The sequence below is a fragment of the Streptomyces sp. NPDC048291 genome, from assembly GCF_043201715.1.
Classification (GTDB): Bacteria; Actinomycetota; Actinomycetes; order Streptomycetales; family Streptomycetaceae; genus Streptomyces.
This window is the reverse complement of the sequence record NZ_JBICZC010000004.1, coordinates 620,344-634,030: the sequence shown is the minus strand read 5'-3', so window position 1 is coordinate 634,030 and position 13,687 is coordinate 620,344. Positions and strand designations below refer to the sequence as shown.

The window sequence follows — 13,687 nt, the reverse complement described above, 5'->3', positions numbered from 1 at the left end:
GCGCAACTGGGGGGCTGTCGCGCGCTCCCGACGTCAGTCCTCCGTCTTGATCTTCTTCATGGTCAGGTGGGACTCGACGCGCAGGATGCCGGGGAGGCCGGTGAGCTTGCCGGTGATGAAGGTGTTGTACGCGGCGTCGTCGGCGACGGCGACGCGGAGGAAATAGTCGGGGCGGCCGTACATCCGGCGGAACTCGACGACCTCCTCGTACGAGGAGAGGGTCTCCTCCAGGGTCTCGATGGTCTTCAGGTCGTTCGCGGAGACCTCGATGTCGATCATGACTTCCAGGCCCCGGCCCAGGGCCTCCGGATTGATGACGGCGCGGTAGCCGGCGATGACCCCGGCGTCCTCCAGCCGCTTCAGCCGGCGCAGGCACGGCGGCGGGGTGAGGCCGACCCGCTTGGCCAGCTCGACGTTGCTCAGGCGCCCGTCCCGGCACAGGTGAAACAAAATTTCTCGGTCGATGGCATCGAGCTTTATTTCATTGCTCACGTTGGCATCTTACGAGAATTATTGGAAACCATATGTGGCGACAATCCTCCTAAAATTTCAGCATGCGTACGGTTTCGGTCGCCGCGGGCGATCCCCCTCGTCCCGCTCCCGCTCCCGCTCCCGCCTCCCCGCCGGGGTCCCGGGCGGAGGCCCTCGCCGCCCTGAAGGACTCCACCTCCGTGGGGCTCGGCCTGCTCCCGCTCGGCCTCGCCTTCGGGGTGCTGATCGTCCACGCCGGCCTGCCCTGGTGGTGCGCGAGCCTGTTCACGGCCGTCGTCTACGCGGGCTCGTTCGAGTTCCTGCTGGTGGGCCTGGCCGTCGCGGTCACCCCGCTGGCGACGGTCGCGCTGACCGCGTTCCTGGTCAACGTCCGGCATGTGTTCTACGCGCTGTCCTTCCCCCTCGACCGCGTACCCGGCCCGCTCGGCAAGGCCTACGGCACCTTCGCGCTGACCGACGAGGCCTACGCCTTGACCACCGGTGACCGGGCCCGGTCCTGGTCCGGCGCCCGCATCCTGTGGCTGCAGCTGTTCATGCAGTCGTACTGGGTCGGCGGCGCCACCGTGGGCGCCCTGCTCGGCTCGGCCGTGCCCGACAGCGTCGGCGGCCTGGACTTCGCGATGACCGCGCTGTTCGCCGTACTCGCCCTGGACGCCGTCCGGGAGCGCCGAGGCGACCTGCCCACCCCCGTCCTCGCGCTCCTCAGCGCCCTGGTCGCGCGGCTGGTCCTGCCCGGCCAGATGCTGCTCGTCGCGTTCACCCTGTTCACCGCCGCGCTGCTGATCCGGAGCCGCAAGGAGGAGCCTCGTGAGTCCCGTGCCTGACACCCGCTACCTGCTGCTGGCCGTCGCCGTCTCGGCCGCCGTCACCTGGGCGCTGCGCGCGCTGCCCTTCACCGTCCTGGCCTCGCTGCGGGCCAGCAGGACCGTGCAGTACCTGGGCGCCCGGATGCCCGCCGGCGTGATGGTGATCCTCTTCGTCTACTGCCTGCGCGACCTGCCGCTGACCCGGTCCCGCGCCCTCGCGCCCCTGGCCGCCCTGGCCGTCACCGTCGGACTGCACCTGTGGCGCCGCAACGCGTTGCTGAGCATCATCGGCGGCACCGTCGTCAGCGTGGCCCTGGCCAGCACCGTCTTCACCGGCTGACCCCTACAGTGGACCGTACAGTCCACTCCGCGGAGGGCGGCCCATGGGCAAGGAACTGACGGCCAAGGGGAAGGCGACCCGGCGCCGGATCGTCGAGGGGGCCGCCGAGGTGCTACGGGAACAGGGGGTCGGCTCCGTGACCCTCGAGGACGTCATGGCGCGGACCGGTACCAGCAAGAGCCAGCTCTTCCACTACTTCCCGGACGGCAAGGACGAACTGCTCCTCGCCGTCGCGCGGTTCGAGGCGGAGCAGGTGCTGGAGGACCAGCAGCCGTATCTCGGCCGCCTCGACTCCTGGGAGGACTGGCGGCGGTGGCGGGACGTGGTGATCACCCGCTACGAGGCGCAGGGGGACACCTGTCCGCTCGGCTCGCTCTTCCTCCAGGTCGGGCGGTCGACGCCGGGCGCGCGGGCGATCGTGGTCGAGCTGATGCGGCAGTGGCAGGAGAGCCTGGCGGCGGGCATCCGCGCGGTGCGCGCGAGCGGCGGCCCCGGGACCGACGTGGACATCGTGGACGTCGACGCACGGGCCGCCGCCCTGCTCGCCGCGATCCAGGGAGGCGTGTCCATCCTCCTGTCGACAGGGCGCTCCGACCACCTCCGCGCCGCCCTCGACCAGGGGATCGCGGACCTGCATCGCGACCTGGAGCCCGCGGGGGCGGCTACGCCGCGATGACCGCGGCGGTCGTACGGCCGCCGTCCACGTCGAGCACGATCCCGTGCACGAACGACGACTCCTCGGCCGCCAGATACACCGCCGCGCTCGCGATCTCCTCCGGCGTGCCCATCCGGCCCGCCGGCGTCCCCTTCATCATGGCCTCGGCGACCCCGGCGTTCTCCGTGCCCGCCGCGAGCACCACGCCCGGCGAGATGGCGTTCACCCGCACTCCCCGCGGCCCGAACTCCGCCGCCCAGGCCCGGGTCAGCGTCTCCATCGCCCCCTTGGTGGAGCTGTACAGCGCGCCGACGGGGATGCCGAGCCGCGCGATCCAGGACCCCAGGTTGACGATCGCCCCGCCCCCGGCCTCCGCCATGGCGGGCGCGACGGCCGCGGTCAGGAAGAACGGGGCCTTGACGTTGACGGCGTAGACCTCGTCGAAGGTCTTCTCGTCGGTGGCGGTGGTCGCGTCGCCCGGGTAGATCCCCGCGTTGTTGACGAGCACGTCGATACGACCGCCCAGCACCCGGGTCGCCTCCTCGGCGAGCGCCCGCGAGGCGGCGGCGCTGCCGTCCAGGTCGGCCCGCACGAAGTCGGCACGTCCACCGAGGGCGCGGATCCCGTCCACCACCTCGGCCCCACGCCCCGCACTCCGCCCCGAGACGACCACATGCGCCCCCTCGGCCGCGAACGCCTCCGCGATGGCCCGCCCGATATTGCTGGTCGCACCCGTCACCAGCGCGGTCCTGCCTGCCAGTCGCACAGCCATGATCAACCCTCCGTTTCACTCGCTTCCCCGTGGGACGCGGCCCACTGTGCGCCCAGGAAAATGGACCGGCAAGTCCAGAAAATGTGGGCCGGGTAGGCCTGGAGGGACGGCTTGTCGATTCGCTGTTCCGTCGGCTGTCAGTGGCGGTGCGTGGCCCGCGGGTGCCCTGTGCCTGCGAAGGTGATCCAGCAGGTTCCCCGGCCGGTGTCGAGGAGGTACCAGATGCGGCCACCGCCGGTCACCTCGATCTGCCACTGTCCACAGGTCTGCCCGCGGTGGGTGCCGTGCGCCAGACCGCCCTTGAGGCGGTGGTGCCGAGGTGTCTCGATGGTCGGTCTGGGGTCGGTGCGCAAGGTGGTCCAGGCGCGGAAGGTGTTCTCTCGCGCTTGCTGGGCGAGGTTCTCCCAGCCCTTGGCCGAGGCGCCGTCGGCGAAGCGGACTTCCCAGTGGCCGTCAGGCGCCGGTGGTGCGGCGCGGTCGCCGCGGCTCGCGGTCACTCGACGTCCCGAGGGTCCGGTACGGGGCCGTAGTCCTCGCCGTGGTCCCTGGTCAGTGCGGCCAGCAGATCAGGGTCGGAGTAGACCTCGGCGGTGTGCTGCCAGGCGATGAGCAGCTGGGCGACGGAGGCGCTGTTGCCGACCGAGTCGGCGGCGCGCATGGTATCGACCAGTTCGACGGCGAAGGCGTGGAGATCCGGCTCGGGCAGGAAGCGGACCCAGGGGAACGCGTCAGGCAGTATGTCGAGGAGCAACTCCATGCTGCCGGGTTCCCTGCGGGCCATCGCGACCAGCATCCGGGTGGCCGCGGACACCACGGTCCGGTCCTGCTCGGCCCGCGCGGCGGTGGTGAGGACCAGGTCCTCACCGTCTCTGCGGTGCAGGAGCAGTCTCGGCGAATCCCGGAGCCGGGCAAGCGTCTGCTTGTTCTTGTTCACCAGCTCGGAGAAGTTCACGGCCGCGCCCTCGAAACTCATGACTTTGAAACTACTTCGAAACTCCCTCCGGCGCCATCACGCGTACGGGTGATCACGCGGCGGTACGTTGTGCTGATGACTGGTTCCCTGCCACCCGGCGGTGCGGTTCTCGGCGCGGCCGAACCGGCCGCCCGCTGGGCCGACGCCTGGCGGCCCGAACAGGTCGCGGAGCGGTTGGGCGGGGTCGGCGTGCCCTGGTGTGTCGCGGCGGGTTGGGCGCTGGACCTGTTCCGCGGCGGGCAGTCCCGGCCCCACGGCGACCTGGAGATCGCCGTACCCGTGGCGGGATTCGCGCAGGTCCGCGACCGCTTCCGCGAGTACGCGTTCGACGCCGTGGGCTCAGGGCGTGTCTGGGCAGCGGCAGGAGACGAGGCACTGGCGGCAACCCGTCAGACCTGGGTACGGGATCCGGCGAGCGACCGGTTCCTCTTCGACGTCTTCCGTGAGCCGCACGAGGGCGGGACTTGGATCTGCCGACGGGACGAGACCCTGCGGCTGCCGTACGACACGGTCATCGAACGGACGGCGGACGGCATCCCCTACCTGGTCCCGGAGTTGGTCCTGCTGTTCAAGGCGAAGGAGTCGCGGCCCAAGGACCACGCCGACTTCGACGGGGTTCTGCCGCTGCTGGGCCCGGCGCGGCGGGACGTTCTCAGCGCGTGGCTGACGCGCATGCACCCCGGACATCCCTGGCTGGCGGGGCTGGCCACGGAGTGAGCCCTCACCGCACCGAGCATTCCCATGCCTCCCGGTGATCGGAGACCCACCGGTGGGCCGCCCGGACCTGCCTCACCGCTCCCGCGTCACGGAGCCGGGCCATGGCGACGTCACCCGCATCGGCCTGGGCCTCGATGCCCCGTCGGCAACGGTCCTGCCACCACAGAATCGTGGACACGAGAGGTTGCCGGTCCGGCAACTCGCAGGCGACTGTCTCCGCGGGGCCTCGCCTGCACCGCGCAGCCTCCACGCCAGATCTTCTCCGACCTCACGGAGGTCGAACTCCGCCGAATGCACGCCGTAGTCCCCGCGCCCCTCTACTTCGGCGAATGTGGTCATCCGAGAGGGCAAGGCAGCGTGGGCAGCGAACGGTTCGGGGTGCATGTCACCACGGCGAGATGCAGGTAGGAGAGGCGTTCGAGGTAGAAGCCGAGAGACACGTCAGCGCCTGAGTGCAGTTGTTCGGCAGCGGCGTTGACCAGTGGGGCCAGGCGCATGATGTCCCGGTCCCGCTCGGATGCGAAGCGGGACGCGTAGTCGGTGAGCCGCTCGCCGAGCCATGACGCGGCCTCCTTCGCTTCCTCCCACGTGCCACGGACCAAGGAGTGCGGCTTGATCAGCCAGTAGGCGGTTTCCACTGGCGGCAGATCGGACGTGGGGAACTCCGCGGCTACCTCGCGGTAGCGCTGGATCAGTTCCGGTCGGCTTCCTCCCGGGGGCGGCGCTGGGTGTGGGGGGCGTCGTAGCGCTTCCTGGTCGAAGCGTGCTTTCGGGCCGGTCCACAGATAGCCGTGGTGGTACACGAGTCGTTCCCGTTCCGAGAGGTGTCGGCCGGGCACGGACCGGCCCGGCCGACAAGAAGCGGCGGGGGATCAGACGTCGAGGCCGAAGCGCGCCGGGTCGATCCCGGCCGCGTCCAGCTCATCCGTGGTGAACCGCAGCGGCTGCGCGTCCGGCCGTTTGCTGTCACCCAGGGCCCAGGCTTGGTCGCCGATCCGAGCCAGGGCCACGCACCCCTCGGTGCACGGGCCGCCGCACGCCTTCACGAACTTGGCCCCGCCGAGTTCGAGCGCGTACAGATCGCTTCCGTCCAGCATCACTGCACCTTCCTCCTGCTCAACTGATCACGGTCATGGCTGACCGCCGCCGCCCGGACCGGGCGGGAGTTCAGGGATTCTCAGCGACGGTCGACGGGCGCCGGGTCATCGGCGGGCGTGGCCTTCCAGCCGCAGTGCAGAGACTCGGCCTCGAACGTCGCATCGGTGTCGGGGTGTTCCGTGATCCGGTGCATCACGTACCGCGTCGCCGTCCTGATACTCACAGCCCACCCCTACGGCTCCATGAGTTGACCTCGGCGACTTTGCTGCTCAGCCCTGCTGTCGGGTAGTCCGGCGGAGGCTCGTAGTCAGGGCACTTCGGGCTCCCGCACTCGCACCGGGGCCAGGGATACCTTTTTGGACCACCACAACGCCGTCTACGCAGAATTCGGTGTCTTGCGCTCTGTTCTCGCCCATCACACCGCGCCCTTCCGGCCGTTCCCGGGTCGATGCGTCGACCGTAGGAAGTGACGAGTGCGGGGCTCCACAAACTTGCATGAGCTTGCGCCGCGATCACCTGATGGCGTCGATGGCGGCAGTGATGAGTGACCGGGCTTGTGTGCCGTACACGGCGATGGCGGACAACTCGGTGAACGCTCTTGCGTACTCCGCGATCTCACCGGGTTGGGTCACGGTCAGGTGGGCGGCGACGAGTTCCACGTTGACCTGGGTGTCGTCGTACATGGTGAAGGATTCGACGGGCCATCCGGCACCGCGTGGTGTGCCCATAGGGACGACACCCAGGCTGACGGACGGGAGCGATGCGACGGAGATCAGATGGCCGAGTGCTCCGGCCATGGTGTCGTTGCAGCCGATGACCGTGCGCAGTACCCATTCCTCGACCAGCATGGCGAACCGGTGGTCGCCGGAGTGCAGTACGCGTTGCCGGTCCATGCGGACGGCCACGGCGTCGTCGATGTCGTCGGGCACGTCTCGGAGGTCGGCCACGGTGCCCAGTACCGCACGGGTGTAGGCGGCAGACTGCAGCAGGCCGGGGATCACCCAGGACCGGTAGACGCGGAAGCGGCGGGTGCGGTCGAAGAGCGGTGCCACAGACTGTTGGACCCGTCGCAGCCCTGCTCGCTCCATGCGCCGCCATTGCACGTACGCTCCCTCTATCCCACGTGCCGTGGCGATGAGGTCGGCGGTCTGGTCCTGAGCGCTGCAGAGCGTCGTGTACGCCCGGATGTCCGCGTCGGACGGAAGCGTGTGCCCGTTTTCAAGTCGCGAGCACCTCGACTCGTGCCAGTCGGCGTGCCTGGCCAACTCGCGCGCCGTCAGGCCGGCGTCCTTGCGGAGCTCGCGAAGACGTCGGCCGAGGGCTTGTCGGGCCTGCTGAACGCTGGATGAAGTCACGCCGGGGATGGTGGGTCAGGCGAGTGTGTAGTCCGCATGTGGTACCGCAAGTGCCCAGACGGCTTCGAAGGCGTGCGCGCACATTGTGACGACGGCCGGGTCGTCGTTGAATTCCTCGTCGTCCGGGGCCAGCTCGCCGTCGCCTGCGAAGTGGTGGAAGACGACCGAGCTGTCGTCGAAGAGCCAGAAGTCGTTTCCGGGCAGAGGCAGAGCGGATGCGTGACGGCGCGGCAGCCAGCGCACCTGCTCGCCGGCCGCCACGGTGGGGCCGGTCAGATGGTGTTCGAACCGGATGTAGTCCGAGACGGGCTCCGACACGATCCGGGCTCTGCGTACTTCGACCCCTTGGGCTACGAGGTCGGCAATGAGTCGCAGCCACGGGCGACGTTCCGGGTCGCTTTCGGCGGGGTCGTTCCGGATGCCGTTCTGCCAGGCGGCGAACCGAGGGTCGGAGCGCATGTACTCGTCGCGCATCTCCAGATGGACCGCCGTGCGGGTGCACCCCCGCAGGCGGTCCTCAAGAGTCGGTACCGTCACCGTGCTTCACCTCCGGGAAGAACTGCACCATGCGCTTCGGGATTTCGATCACGTCCTCATGCCCGGGAAGGTCCAGCTGCGAACGCCGGGCCTCATCGGCCACCTTCCACCCCTGCACCAGATAGGTGCCCTTCTCGTCATCGAGGTAGATGGTGGGCGACTTCCCTTCCGGGCTCTCGGGATCCTGGCCGAGTTTGATCAGAGCCATTGCTGCCTCCCTCGTCGTCGGGTGTCCGTGCCCGATCTTGCGCTCAACGCCGAACACGGACCAGGAACTTGCGAGAACTTGCGCACGCCACCTTCCACGAGCGGGTGTTCGGAGTGTTTACACCAGGGGCTGGCGCGTTGCGTACGACACGAAGTCCGCCCAGGCGGTGGGCTGGAGGGTGAGGTGGGGGCCGGAGGGGTGTTTGGAGTCGCGTATGTGGATGGCGGTCGGGGTGGGGGCTATCTCGACGCAGGCGGAGCCTTCCTCGCTGTACGTCGACTTCTGCCAGGTCGGTTCGGCCACGTTTCGTCTCTCAGATGTCTTGGGTGATGCGGTGGATGAGGTCGAGTGAGGGGACGGGTTTCAGGGCTACGGCCTCCATGCGGTCCAGGACAAGGCGGTACTTCTCCAATTGTCCTGCGGCATCGACAAGTTCGGTGCCGTGCGCGGTGTCCACCTCGACGGTGTCGAGGGCGGGCAGCGGACCGTGGAAGTAGTCGACGGCGTGGCCGGTCGTGGGGAACGAGGTGCCGTCGAAAGGGATCACCCGGAGGTCGACGGCGGGGTGCTCGCTGCTCTCGGCGAGGTGCTGCAGTTGCGCCCTGGCCACTTCGCGACCGCCGAACTGCATGCGCAGCGCGGCCTCGTGGACGATCGCCGTGTACGACGGCGGCTGCTCGCGATGGAGGACGGCCTGGCGCTTGATCCGGTGGGAGATCCGGTACTCGATCTCGTGGGGGCGTAGTGCGGGAACCGCTTCACGGAACAGCGCACGGGCGTGTTCCGGTGTTTGGAGCAGACCGGGGATGTTGATGACCTGCGTCACGCGCAGCCTCGTGGCGTGGTGTTCCAGTTCCGCCAGGTCGAGGAGACGAGGCGGCAGGGTGTCGCGGTACTCCTCCCACCAGCCTCGGGTCCGGTCGGCAGCCATGGCGGCGAGGGCGTCGACCAAGGGCTGGTCCGTGCAGCCGTAGATGTGGGCGAGCGTGTGTACGCGTTCCGCGCTGATGCCGAAGCGGTTCGCTTCGATGTTGCTGATCTGCGCTTGCGTCGTCCCCAGGGATCTGGCGGCCTCGGCCGCGGTCATGCCTGCGCGTTCGCGTAGCCGACGCACTTCTACGCCGATGCGGACGCGCCGTGCCGTGGGGGCGGGCCTCGGTGGCATGTCCTCACTCCGTTTCATACACCTGGCGTAGTGGTCACCCACACGAAGGAGATTGCTGAAGGTTTTGCTGGAAGGGGCAAAACCTTCAGTTGTCGAAGTCTACGGTTGACCCAAGCCGCTCAACTCCCGCCCCCTAAGCCGGAAGCGCACCGCGCCGCCCTGTTCGTGCGCGGCACTGCCACCGCCCGGTCGGTCGTCGAGCGAACCAGGTCCTCCCACCGTAGGAGCCGTTCATGGTCACCGTAGCCCCGCAGGACACCTGGGCGTACGCCCTCCGTCTGCCTCATGACCCCCGCGCCGCACGTGTCGCACGTATGACCGTACGGTCCGTGTTGGAGAGCCACGGCAGGGGCGAAGTCCTCGACGCCGTGCAGTTGTTGACCTCCGAACTGGTCACCAACGCCTACCTGCACGGCGGCGGGCCCGTCTCTCTGTGCCTCACCGCCCTGGTCGACGGGCGGTTGCGGGTCGGGGTCCGGGACGGCCATCCGCATGTCCCCGCCCCCTTCGGTGAACCGCCCTGGGGTCGGGTGCCGTCCGCGCCGGTGGATGCCGAGAGCGGGCGTGGGCTGTGCCTGGTGACGGAGTATGCCGACCGATGGGGCGGGCTCCCTCTGGTGGACGGCCCGCCGGCGCGCGGTGCCGGGAAGCTGCTCTGGTTCGAGGTGGGTGGGAAGGGGAGCCCGTGACGGGGCTCACGGGTGTGGTTCCGGCCGTAGGGCCGGGGCCGGTCGAGAGCGGGTTCGGGAGCGCGTGCAGGCGTTACGGGGCGAGCTGCTTGTTCGGTGGTTTCCAGCCGTGGGTGAGGATGTCGAAGATCGCCTCGACGGCGGCCCGGCGGTCCTGTCTGCCGCGAGCGATGGCCGGGATGTCGAGTACGAATCGGGCGAGAGCCATGCATGCGAGGTTGTCGTGGTCCACGCCGAACTCGTCGGCGATGGCTGCGCCGAGGCTGTCGGTGTAGCGGGTCCACATGCGTTCGGAGTAGGCGTGCAGCGCCGGCGTGGAGTTCACCAGGTTGGTGAACTCGGCCGCCTGGGGATGCGCGTCGATCGAGGGCCAGGTGTCGAGGACGTGCTGCCGGAGGGCGTCGGGGATGCTCTGGCCGGAGGGCCTCTGCCGTACCACGGCGATCAGTTCCGACTCCCGGTCCTCGTCCTGGTCGAAGACCAGCGCCTCCTTGCCGCTGAAGTGCTTGAACACGGTGGCGGTCGACACGTCGGCGGCGTCGGCGATGTCACGGATGCTCACCTGCTCGTAGCCGCGCTCGAGGAAGAGTTGCAGTGCGGCGTCGGCGATCGCCTGCCGGGTGGCCGCCTTCTTGCGGTCGCGGCGGCTCACAGGGGGCACGGTCATGACTGGAGCCTACCTGATAGTCGAATCTCTCGCTAAGTAGAGTCGTTGCACTTTTCGACTCGCTCTGATTTTATGGGTGTGCGAGTACGTGAGCCGGCGCGTCCGGTCTTCAGGGGCGCCGATGCCTGGCCCCCCTCGCCCCCTCTTCGCCTCTTCTCTTCGCGCTTCTCTTCGCGACCGAAAGGAACAGCCATGAACTCCCCAGCGCCCACCCGAGCCCGCATCAGCATCGTCGGTGCCGGACCCGGCGGACTGACCTGCGCCCGCATCCTCCAGCGGCGCGGTATAGCGGTCACCGTCTACGACCGCGACCCTGGCCCCGACGCACGCAACCAGGGCGGCACCCTCGACCTGCACGCCGACAACGGCCAGATCGCGCTGCGCGAAGCCGGCCTGCTCGACGAGTTCTTCGCCCTGGCCCGCCCCGAAGGCCAGGAAATGCGGCAGATGGACCCGAGCGGCACGATCACGTCCCATCAGGTCCCGGAGGCCGACGAGCTGTTCAAGCCGGAGATCGACCGGGGCCAGCTGCGCGACCTGCTGCTCGACTCCGTAGAGCCGGGAACCGTGCACTGGGGCCGCGCCCTCGACACGATCGGCGGACCCGCCGACGGGCCGCGGCGGTTGCGCTTCGCCGACGGCACGAGCATCGAGACCGATCTGGTCATCGGCGCCGACGGCGCCTCCTCCCGGGTGCGCCCGGCCCTGTCCCCCGCCGTCCCCGGGTACACCGGGGTGAGCTTTCTGGAGGCATGGTTCACCGACGTCGAGAACCGGCACCCGGACATCGCCGAGCTGGTCGGCCAAGGCGGCGCGCACGCAGCCGACGGCGAGCGCGGTCTGTTCGCCCAGCGCAACAGCGGAAACCACATCCGCGTCTACATCATCCGACGAGTTCCCGTCGACTGGATCGGCGCGAGTGGCCTGACCGTCGAGGACACCGACGGCATCCGGGCCCTGCTCCTGGGCGAGTACGCCTCCTGGTCGCCCCGCATGCGCCGGATGATCAGCGAGAACGACGGCCCCTACGTCGACCGCCCGATCTTCGCTCTCCCGGTCCCGCACGTCTGGGAACACAACCCGACGGTGACCCTGCTCGGTGACGCCGCCCACCTCATGCCCCCGCTCGGCGTCGGCGTCAACCTCGCCATGCTCGACGCCTGCGAACTCGCCCTCGCTCTCGCGGACGCCGCCACCGTCGACGACGCGATCCGCGCCTACGAGAAGACCATGCTCCCCCGCTCCACCGAGACGGCCAGGGCCCTCGAAGGCGGCGCCGAACACCTGCTGTCCGCCGACGTGCCCGACTTCGGCGGCGACAACGACGCCCAGCTCTGAGGATCGGGGGCGGAGCGGAGCAGTCTGCGCCTGCGCCCCAATTGGCAACGTTGTCCCGGTCCGGGGTGGGAGCGCTTTCTCTGTGTCTTGCCTACGGGTTACCTAGGGGATACCTCTACATGAAGCGTGGCCTCGGCAGTCAGTTTTGTCCGGGCGCCGTCACCCGCGTCTCAGTAGATTGCTGCTGCCGCCCCAGAGCGCCGTACCAGCGGATTTTACTTACCTATTGGGCGGCGGGGGTGGGGACATGGAGCGGTCCGAGAGGGCGGCAAGACCTGCCGCCGGGGCAGCGGGCATGAGATGCCAGGTGGACATCGACGGGCAGGGCAGGTTCGGCTGGCGTCTGGTGGCGCCGAACGGGAGATCGGTCGCGGTGTCGCTCACCTCGCACGACACCCACGCCCGATGTCGCGCCGCGTTCCACCGCATGTGCGCGTTGCACTCCCGTACGGGGGGCGGAGTGCAGCACGGTTCCGACGGCGGCGGCTGGGTGTGGGTGGTCTGGGACGACTCCGGGCGCCATCTGGCCGGTTCGGCGCGGACGTACGAGCGGCATGCGACCTGCCGTGCGTCCTACGACCGGTTCCGCACGATGATCGCCGAACTGGTATATGCCGGGCCCGAGTTATGGGGCGAGTGAGCCACGGCTGATCCGCACGTCAACCGGGCCCGGAGCGGCCCCGGCCGGGGGTGAGGCATGCCTGCGCGGCGGGGACCGATGTTGCCCTTAGGGAACCCGTAGTTCACACCTCAGGATGTGCATGTCAACCGATGACACGGAGTGTCGGGACCGTGCCCTCGCTGAGACGAACCAGACAGCCGCAGCCCGTGATCGCGGGCGTCGGCTCCATCGACGCCGAAGCCGACGTCGGCGAACCCGACGTGCGCCGACGCCTGTACGCCGACCCCGGGCTGCCCGACCGGGTGTTCCGCACGGTGCTGCGCTCGGGCGGCGGTCTCGTGCTGGCCGTGATGCTGCTCGTCGGCGGCTTCCTGCTCTACCGGGCCTGGCTGGCACTCGACAAGGCCGGCTGGTCGTTCCTGACGACGGCCGAATGGGAGCCCGGCAGCGGGAAGTTCGGCATCGCCGCGGTCATCGTCGGGACCATCCTGATCGCGACCGTCGCGGTGCTCGTGGCCGTGCCGCTCGCCACCGGCGCCGCGCTGTACATCGCCGAGTACGCCTCGCCGCGGCTGCGCCGGACGCTGATCAGCGTCGTCGACCTGATGGCCGCCGTGCCGTCCGTGGTCTACGGCCTGTGGGGCGTGTTCTTCCTCCAGGACAAGGTCCTGCCGATCGCCCGCTGGATCTCCACCTACTTCGGCTGGATCCCCGTCTTCGACGTGCAGGGCGCCGACCCGAACGACCCGCTGGCGCCCGAGAGCGTCTACACCTCCTCGACGTTCATCGCGGGACTCGTCGTCGGCATGATGATCGCGCCCATCATCTGCTCGATCATGCGCGAGGTCTTCTCGCAGGCGCCCGCGGGCGAGCGCGAGGGCGCCTACGCGCTCGGCGCCACCCGCTGGGGCATGATCCGCAGCGTGGTGCTGCCCTTCGGGCGCGGCGGGATGATCGGCGGCACGATGCTCGGGCTCGGCCGCGCGCTGGGCGAGACGATCGCCGTCTTCATGATCATCTCGGTGACCTTCTCGGTCCAGTGGCACATCCTCCAGTCCGGTACCAGCTCGGTCTCCTCGCTGATCGCCCTGCGCTACGGCGAGGCCAGCGAGTTCAGCATGTCCGCGCTGATGGCGGCCGGGTTCTCGCTGTTCGTCATGACGCTGATCGTCAACTTCGCGGCCTCCTCCATCGTCGCCCGCTCCCGCTCGGGCGCGGCGAGCGACGCGTGACGAGCCTCGCCTCCCCGCTAT

21 protein-coding genes and 1 pseudogene are annotated in these 13,687 nt (G+C 69.3%); 8 read left to right on the top strand and 14 right to left on the bottom strand.

The features are described from left to right. Positions 1–33 precede the first annotated feature (33 nt). Entirely contained in the window at positions 34–492 is a 459-nt protein-coding gene (locus tag ACGF5O_RS13745) for an Lrp/AsnC family transcriptional regulator (protein ID WP_393810054.1), read from the bottom strand. Between the two features lie 179 nt (positions 493–671). On the opposite strand from ACGF5O_RS13745, the gene ACGF5O_RS13740 reads away from it, so the two are divergent. The 3 genes from ACGF5O_RS13740 to ACGF5O_RS13730 are packed head-to-tail and all read left to right on the top strand — an operon-like array spanning position 672 to position 2,314. Next, the gene (locus tag ACGF5O_RS13740) at positions 672–1,316 is read left to right on the top strand and encodes an AzlC family ABC transporter permease (protein WP_393810145.1); all 645 of its coding nucleotides are present in this window, start codon (positions 672–674) and stop codon (positions 1,314–1,316) included. Next, positions 1,309–1,638: a branched-chain amino acid transporter permease gene (locus tag ACGF5O_RS13735; RefSeq protein WP_393810144.1), complete on the top strand. Its 330-nt coding sequence runs from the start codon at positions 1,309–1,311 to the stop codon at positions 1,636–1,638. The genes ACGF5O_RS13740 and ACGF5O_RS13735 overlap by 8 nt, the downstream gene beginning before the upstream one ends. Positions 1,639–1,681: 43 nt before the next feature. Beyond that, complete coding sequence (locus ACGF5O_RS13730) at positions 1,682–2,314, top strand: TetR/AcrR family transcriptional regulator (RefSeq protein ID WP_393810053.1); 633 nt, start codon at positions 1,682–1,684, stop codon at positions 2,312–2,314. Here the strand turns inward: ACGF5O_RS13730 and ACGF5O_RS13725 are convergent. The 3 genes from ACGF5O_RS13725 to ACGF5O_RS13715 form a co-directional block, all read right to left on the bottom strand. Beyond that, positions 2,301–3,065: an SDR family NAD(P)-dependent oxidoreductase gene (locus ACGF5O_RS13725; protein WP_393810052.1), complete on the bottom strand. Its 765-nt coding sequence runs from the start codon at positions 3,063–3,065 to the stop codon at positions 2,301–2,303. The two genes, ACGF5O_RS13730 and ACGF5O_RS13725, sit on opposite strands and share 14 nt — an antisense overlap. A 137-nt stretch (positions 3,066–3,202) precedes the next feature. After that, positions 3,203–3,562: a hypothetical protein gene (locus ACGF5O_RS13720; RefSeq protein ID WP_393810051.1), complete on the bottom strand. Its 360-nt coding sequence runs from the start codon at positions 3,560–3,562 to the stop codon at positions 3,203–3,205. Continuing rightward, positions 3,559–4,038, bottom strand: a complete 480-nt coding sequence (locus ACGF5O_RS13715; protein WP_393810050.1) for a hypothetical protein — start codon at positions 4,036–4,038, stop codon at positions 3,559–3,561. The genes ACGF5O_RS13720 and ACGF5O_RS13715 overlap by 4 nt, the downstream gene beginning before the upstream one ends. Before the next feature lie 75 nt (positions 4,039–4,113). Between ACGF5O_RS13715 and ACGF5O_RS13710 the strand changes: the two genes are divergently transcribed. Next, the gene (locus tag ACGF5O_RS13710; RefSeq protein ID WP_393810049.1) at positions 4,114–4,755 is read left to right on the top strand and encodes a nucleotidyltransferase domain-containing protein; all 642 of its coding nucleotides are present in this window, start codon (positions 4,114–4,116) and stop codon (positions 4,753–4,755) included. 335 nt (positions 4,756–5,090) lie between these two features. Here ACGF5O_RS13710 and ACGF5O_RS13705 read toward each other — a convergent pair whose 3' ends face one another. From ACGF5O_RS13705 to ACGF5O_RS13665, 9 genes and pseudogenes are all read right to left on the bottom strand, one after another. Further along, positions 5,091–5,558, bottom strand: a complete 468-nt coding sequence (locus tag ACGF5O_RS13705) for a hypothetical protein (RefSeq protein ID WP_393810048.1) — start codon at positions 5,556–5,558, stop codon at positions 5,091–5,093. Positions 5,559–5,627: 69 nt separating this feature from the next. Next, positions 5,628–5,852, bottom strand: coding sequence for a DUF397 domain-containing protein (locus tag ACGF5O_RS13700; protein ID WP_393810047.1), 225 nt, complete (start codon positions 5,850–5,852; stop codon positions 5,628–5,630). Positions 5,853–5,932: 80 nt separating this feature from the next. Continuing rightward, a complete protein-coding gene (locus ACGF5O_RS13695; protein ID WP_362645402.1) occupies positions 5,933–6,076 on the bottom strand; it encodes a hypothetical protein in 144 nt (47 codons plus the stop codon). A 289-nt stretch (positions 6,077–6,365) separates the two neighbouring features. Beyond that, positions 6,366–6,905 (bottom strand): DUF5753 domain-containing protein, encoded by a 540-nt coding sequence (locus tag ACGF5O_RS13690; protein WP_393810143.1) that lies wholly within the window; start codon positions 6,903–6,905, stop codon positions 6,366–6,368. 108 nt (positions 6,906–7,013) lie between these two features. Continuing rightward, a pseudogene (locus tag ACGF5O_RS13685) lies at positions 7,014–7,208 on the bottom strand (helix-turn-helix domain-containing protein); the annotation flags it as partial. A gap of 15 nt (positions 7,209–7,223) precedes the next feature. Continuing rightward, entirely contained in the window at positions 7,224–7,682 is a 459-nt protein-coding gene (locus tag ACGF5O_RS13680) for a DUF6879 family protein (protein WP_362645709.1), read from the bottom strand. 43 nt (positions 7,683–7,725) lie between these two features. Continuing rightward, positions 7,726–7,953: a hypothetical protein gene (locus ACGF5O_RS13675; RefSeq protein WP_393810046.1), complete on the bottom strand. Its 228-nt coding sequence runs from the start codon at positions 7,951–7,953 to the stop codon at positions 7,726–7,728. A 117-nt stretch (positions 7,954–8,070) separates the two neighbouring features. Further along, the gene (locus ACGF5O_RS13670; protein WP_393810045.1) at positions 8,071–8,256 is read right to left on the bottom strand and encodes a DUF397 domain-containing protein; all 186 of its coding nucleotides are present in this window, start codon (positions 8,254–8,256) and stop codon (positions 8,071–8,073) included. Positions 8,257–8,266: 10 nt separating this feature from the next. Further along, positions 8,267–9,118 carry a Scr1 family TA system antitoxin-like transcriptional regulator gene (locus ACGF5O_RS13665; RefSeq protein WP_393810044.1) on the bottom strand — a complete coding sequence of 284 codons (852 nt, stop codon included), beginning with the start codon at positions 9,116–9,118 and terminating at the stop codon, positions 8,267–8,269. A 233-nt stretch (positions 9,119–9,351) separates the two neighbouring features. Between ACGF5O_RS13665 and ACGF5O_RS13660 the strand changes: the two genes are divergently transcribed. Next, positions 9,352–9,807 carry an ATP-binding protein gene (locus ACGF5O_RS13660; RefSeq protein ID WP_393810043.1) on the top strand — a complete coding sequence of 152 codons (456 nt, stop codon included), beginning with the start codon at positions 9,352–9,354 and terminating at the stop codon, positions 9,805–9,807. A gap of 73 nt (positions 9,808–9,880) precedes the next feature. On the opposite strand, the gene ACGF5O_RS13655 is transcribed toward ACGF5O_RS13660, so the two are convergent. Further along, positions 9,881–10,474: a TetR/AcrR family transcriptional regulator gene (locus ACGF5O_RS13655; protein WP_393810042.1), complete on the bottom strand. Its 594-nt coding sequence runs from the start codon at positions 10,472–10,474 to the stop codon at positions 9,881–9,883. Between the two features lie 192 nt (positions 10,475–10,666). Here ACGF5O_RS13655 and ACGF5O_RS13650 point away from each other — a divergent pair, with 192 nt between their 5' ends. From ACGF5O_RS13650 to pstC, 3 genes are all read left to right on the top strand, one after another. After that, positions 10,667–11,812 carry an FAD-dependent oxidoreductase gene (locus ACGF5O_RS13650; RefSeq protein ID WP_393810041.1) on the top strand — a complete coding sequence of 382 codons (1,146 nt, stop codon included), beginning with the start codon at positions 10,667–10,669 and terminating at the stop codon, positions 11,810–11,812. Positions 11,813–12,107: 295 nt separating this feature from the next. Then, entirely contained in the window at positions 12,108–12,452 is a 345-nt protein-coding gene (locus tag ACGF5O_RS13645) for a hypothetical protein (RefSeq protein ID WP_362594994.1), read from the top strand. 152 nt (positions 12,453–12,604) lie between these two features. Beyond that, positions 12,605–13,666, top strand: coding sequence for a phosphate ABC transporter permease subunit PstC (gene pstC, locus ACGF5O_RS13640; RefSeq protein WP_393810040.1), 1,062 nt, complete (start codon positions 12,605–12,607; stop codon positions 13,664–13,666). The last annotated feature ends 21 nt before the right edge of the window (positions 13,667–13,687 follow it).

What these genes read in the sequence shown, in the direction of transcription:
- ACGF5O_RS13675 (WP_393810046.1), bottom strand. Translation starts at nt 7,953, where the DNA reads ATGGCTCTGATCAAACTCGGCCAGGATCCCGAGAGCCCGGAAGGGAAG.
- ACGF5O_RS13645 (WP_362594994.1), top strand. Translation starts at nt 12,108, where the DNA reads ATGAGATGCCAGGTGGACATCGACGGGCAGGGCAGGTTCGGCTGGCGT.
- ACGF5O_RS13655 (WP_393810042.1), bottom strand. Translation starts at nt 10,474, where the DNA reads ATGACCGTGCCCCCTGTGAGCCGCCGCGACCGCAAGAAGGCGGCCACC.
- ACGF5O_RS13700 (WP_393810047.1), bottom strand. Translation starts at nt 5,852, where the DNA reads ATGCTGGACGGAAGCGATCTGTACGCGCTCGAACTCGGCGGGGCCAAG.
- ACGF5O_RS13665 (WP_393810044.1), bottom strand. Translation starts at nt 9,118, where the DNA reads ATGCCACCGAGGCCCGCCCCCACGGCACGGCGCGTCCGCATCGGCGTA.
- ACGF5O_RS13660 (WP_393810043.1), top strand. Translation starts at nt 9,352, where the DNA reads ATGGTCACCGTAGCCCCGCAGGACACCTGGGCGTACGCCCTCCGTCTG.
- ACGF5O_RS13710 (WP_393810049.1), top strand. Translation starts at nt 4,114, where the DNA reads ATGACTGGTTCCCTGCCACCCGGCGGTGCGGTTCTCGGCGCGGCCGAA.
- ACGF5O_RS13725 (WP_393810052.1), bottom strand. Translation starts at nt 3,065, where the DNA reads ATGGCTGTGCGACTGGCAGGCAGGACCGCGCTGGTGACGGGTGCGACC.
- ACGF5O_RS13650 (WP_393810041.1), top strand. Translation starts at nt 10,667, where the DNA reads ATGAACTCCCCAGCGCCCACCCGAGCCCGCATCAGCATCGTCGGTGCC.
- ACGF5O_RS13680 (WP_362645709.1), bottom strand. Translation starts at nt 7,682, where the DNA reads ATGCGCGACGAGTACATGCGCTCCGACCCTCGGTTCGCCGCCTGGCAG.
- ACGF5O_RS13715 (WP_393810050.1), bottom strand. Translation starts at nt 4,038, where the DNA reads ATGAGTTTCGAGGGCGCGGCCGTGAACTTCTCCGAGCTGGTGAACAAG.
- ACGF5O_RS13730 (WP_393810053.1), top strand. Translation starts at nt 1,682, where the DNA reads ATGGGCAAGGAACTGACGGCCAAGGGGAAGGCGACCCGGCGCCGGATC.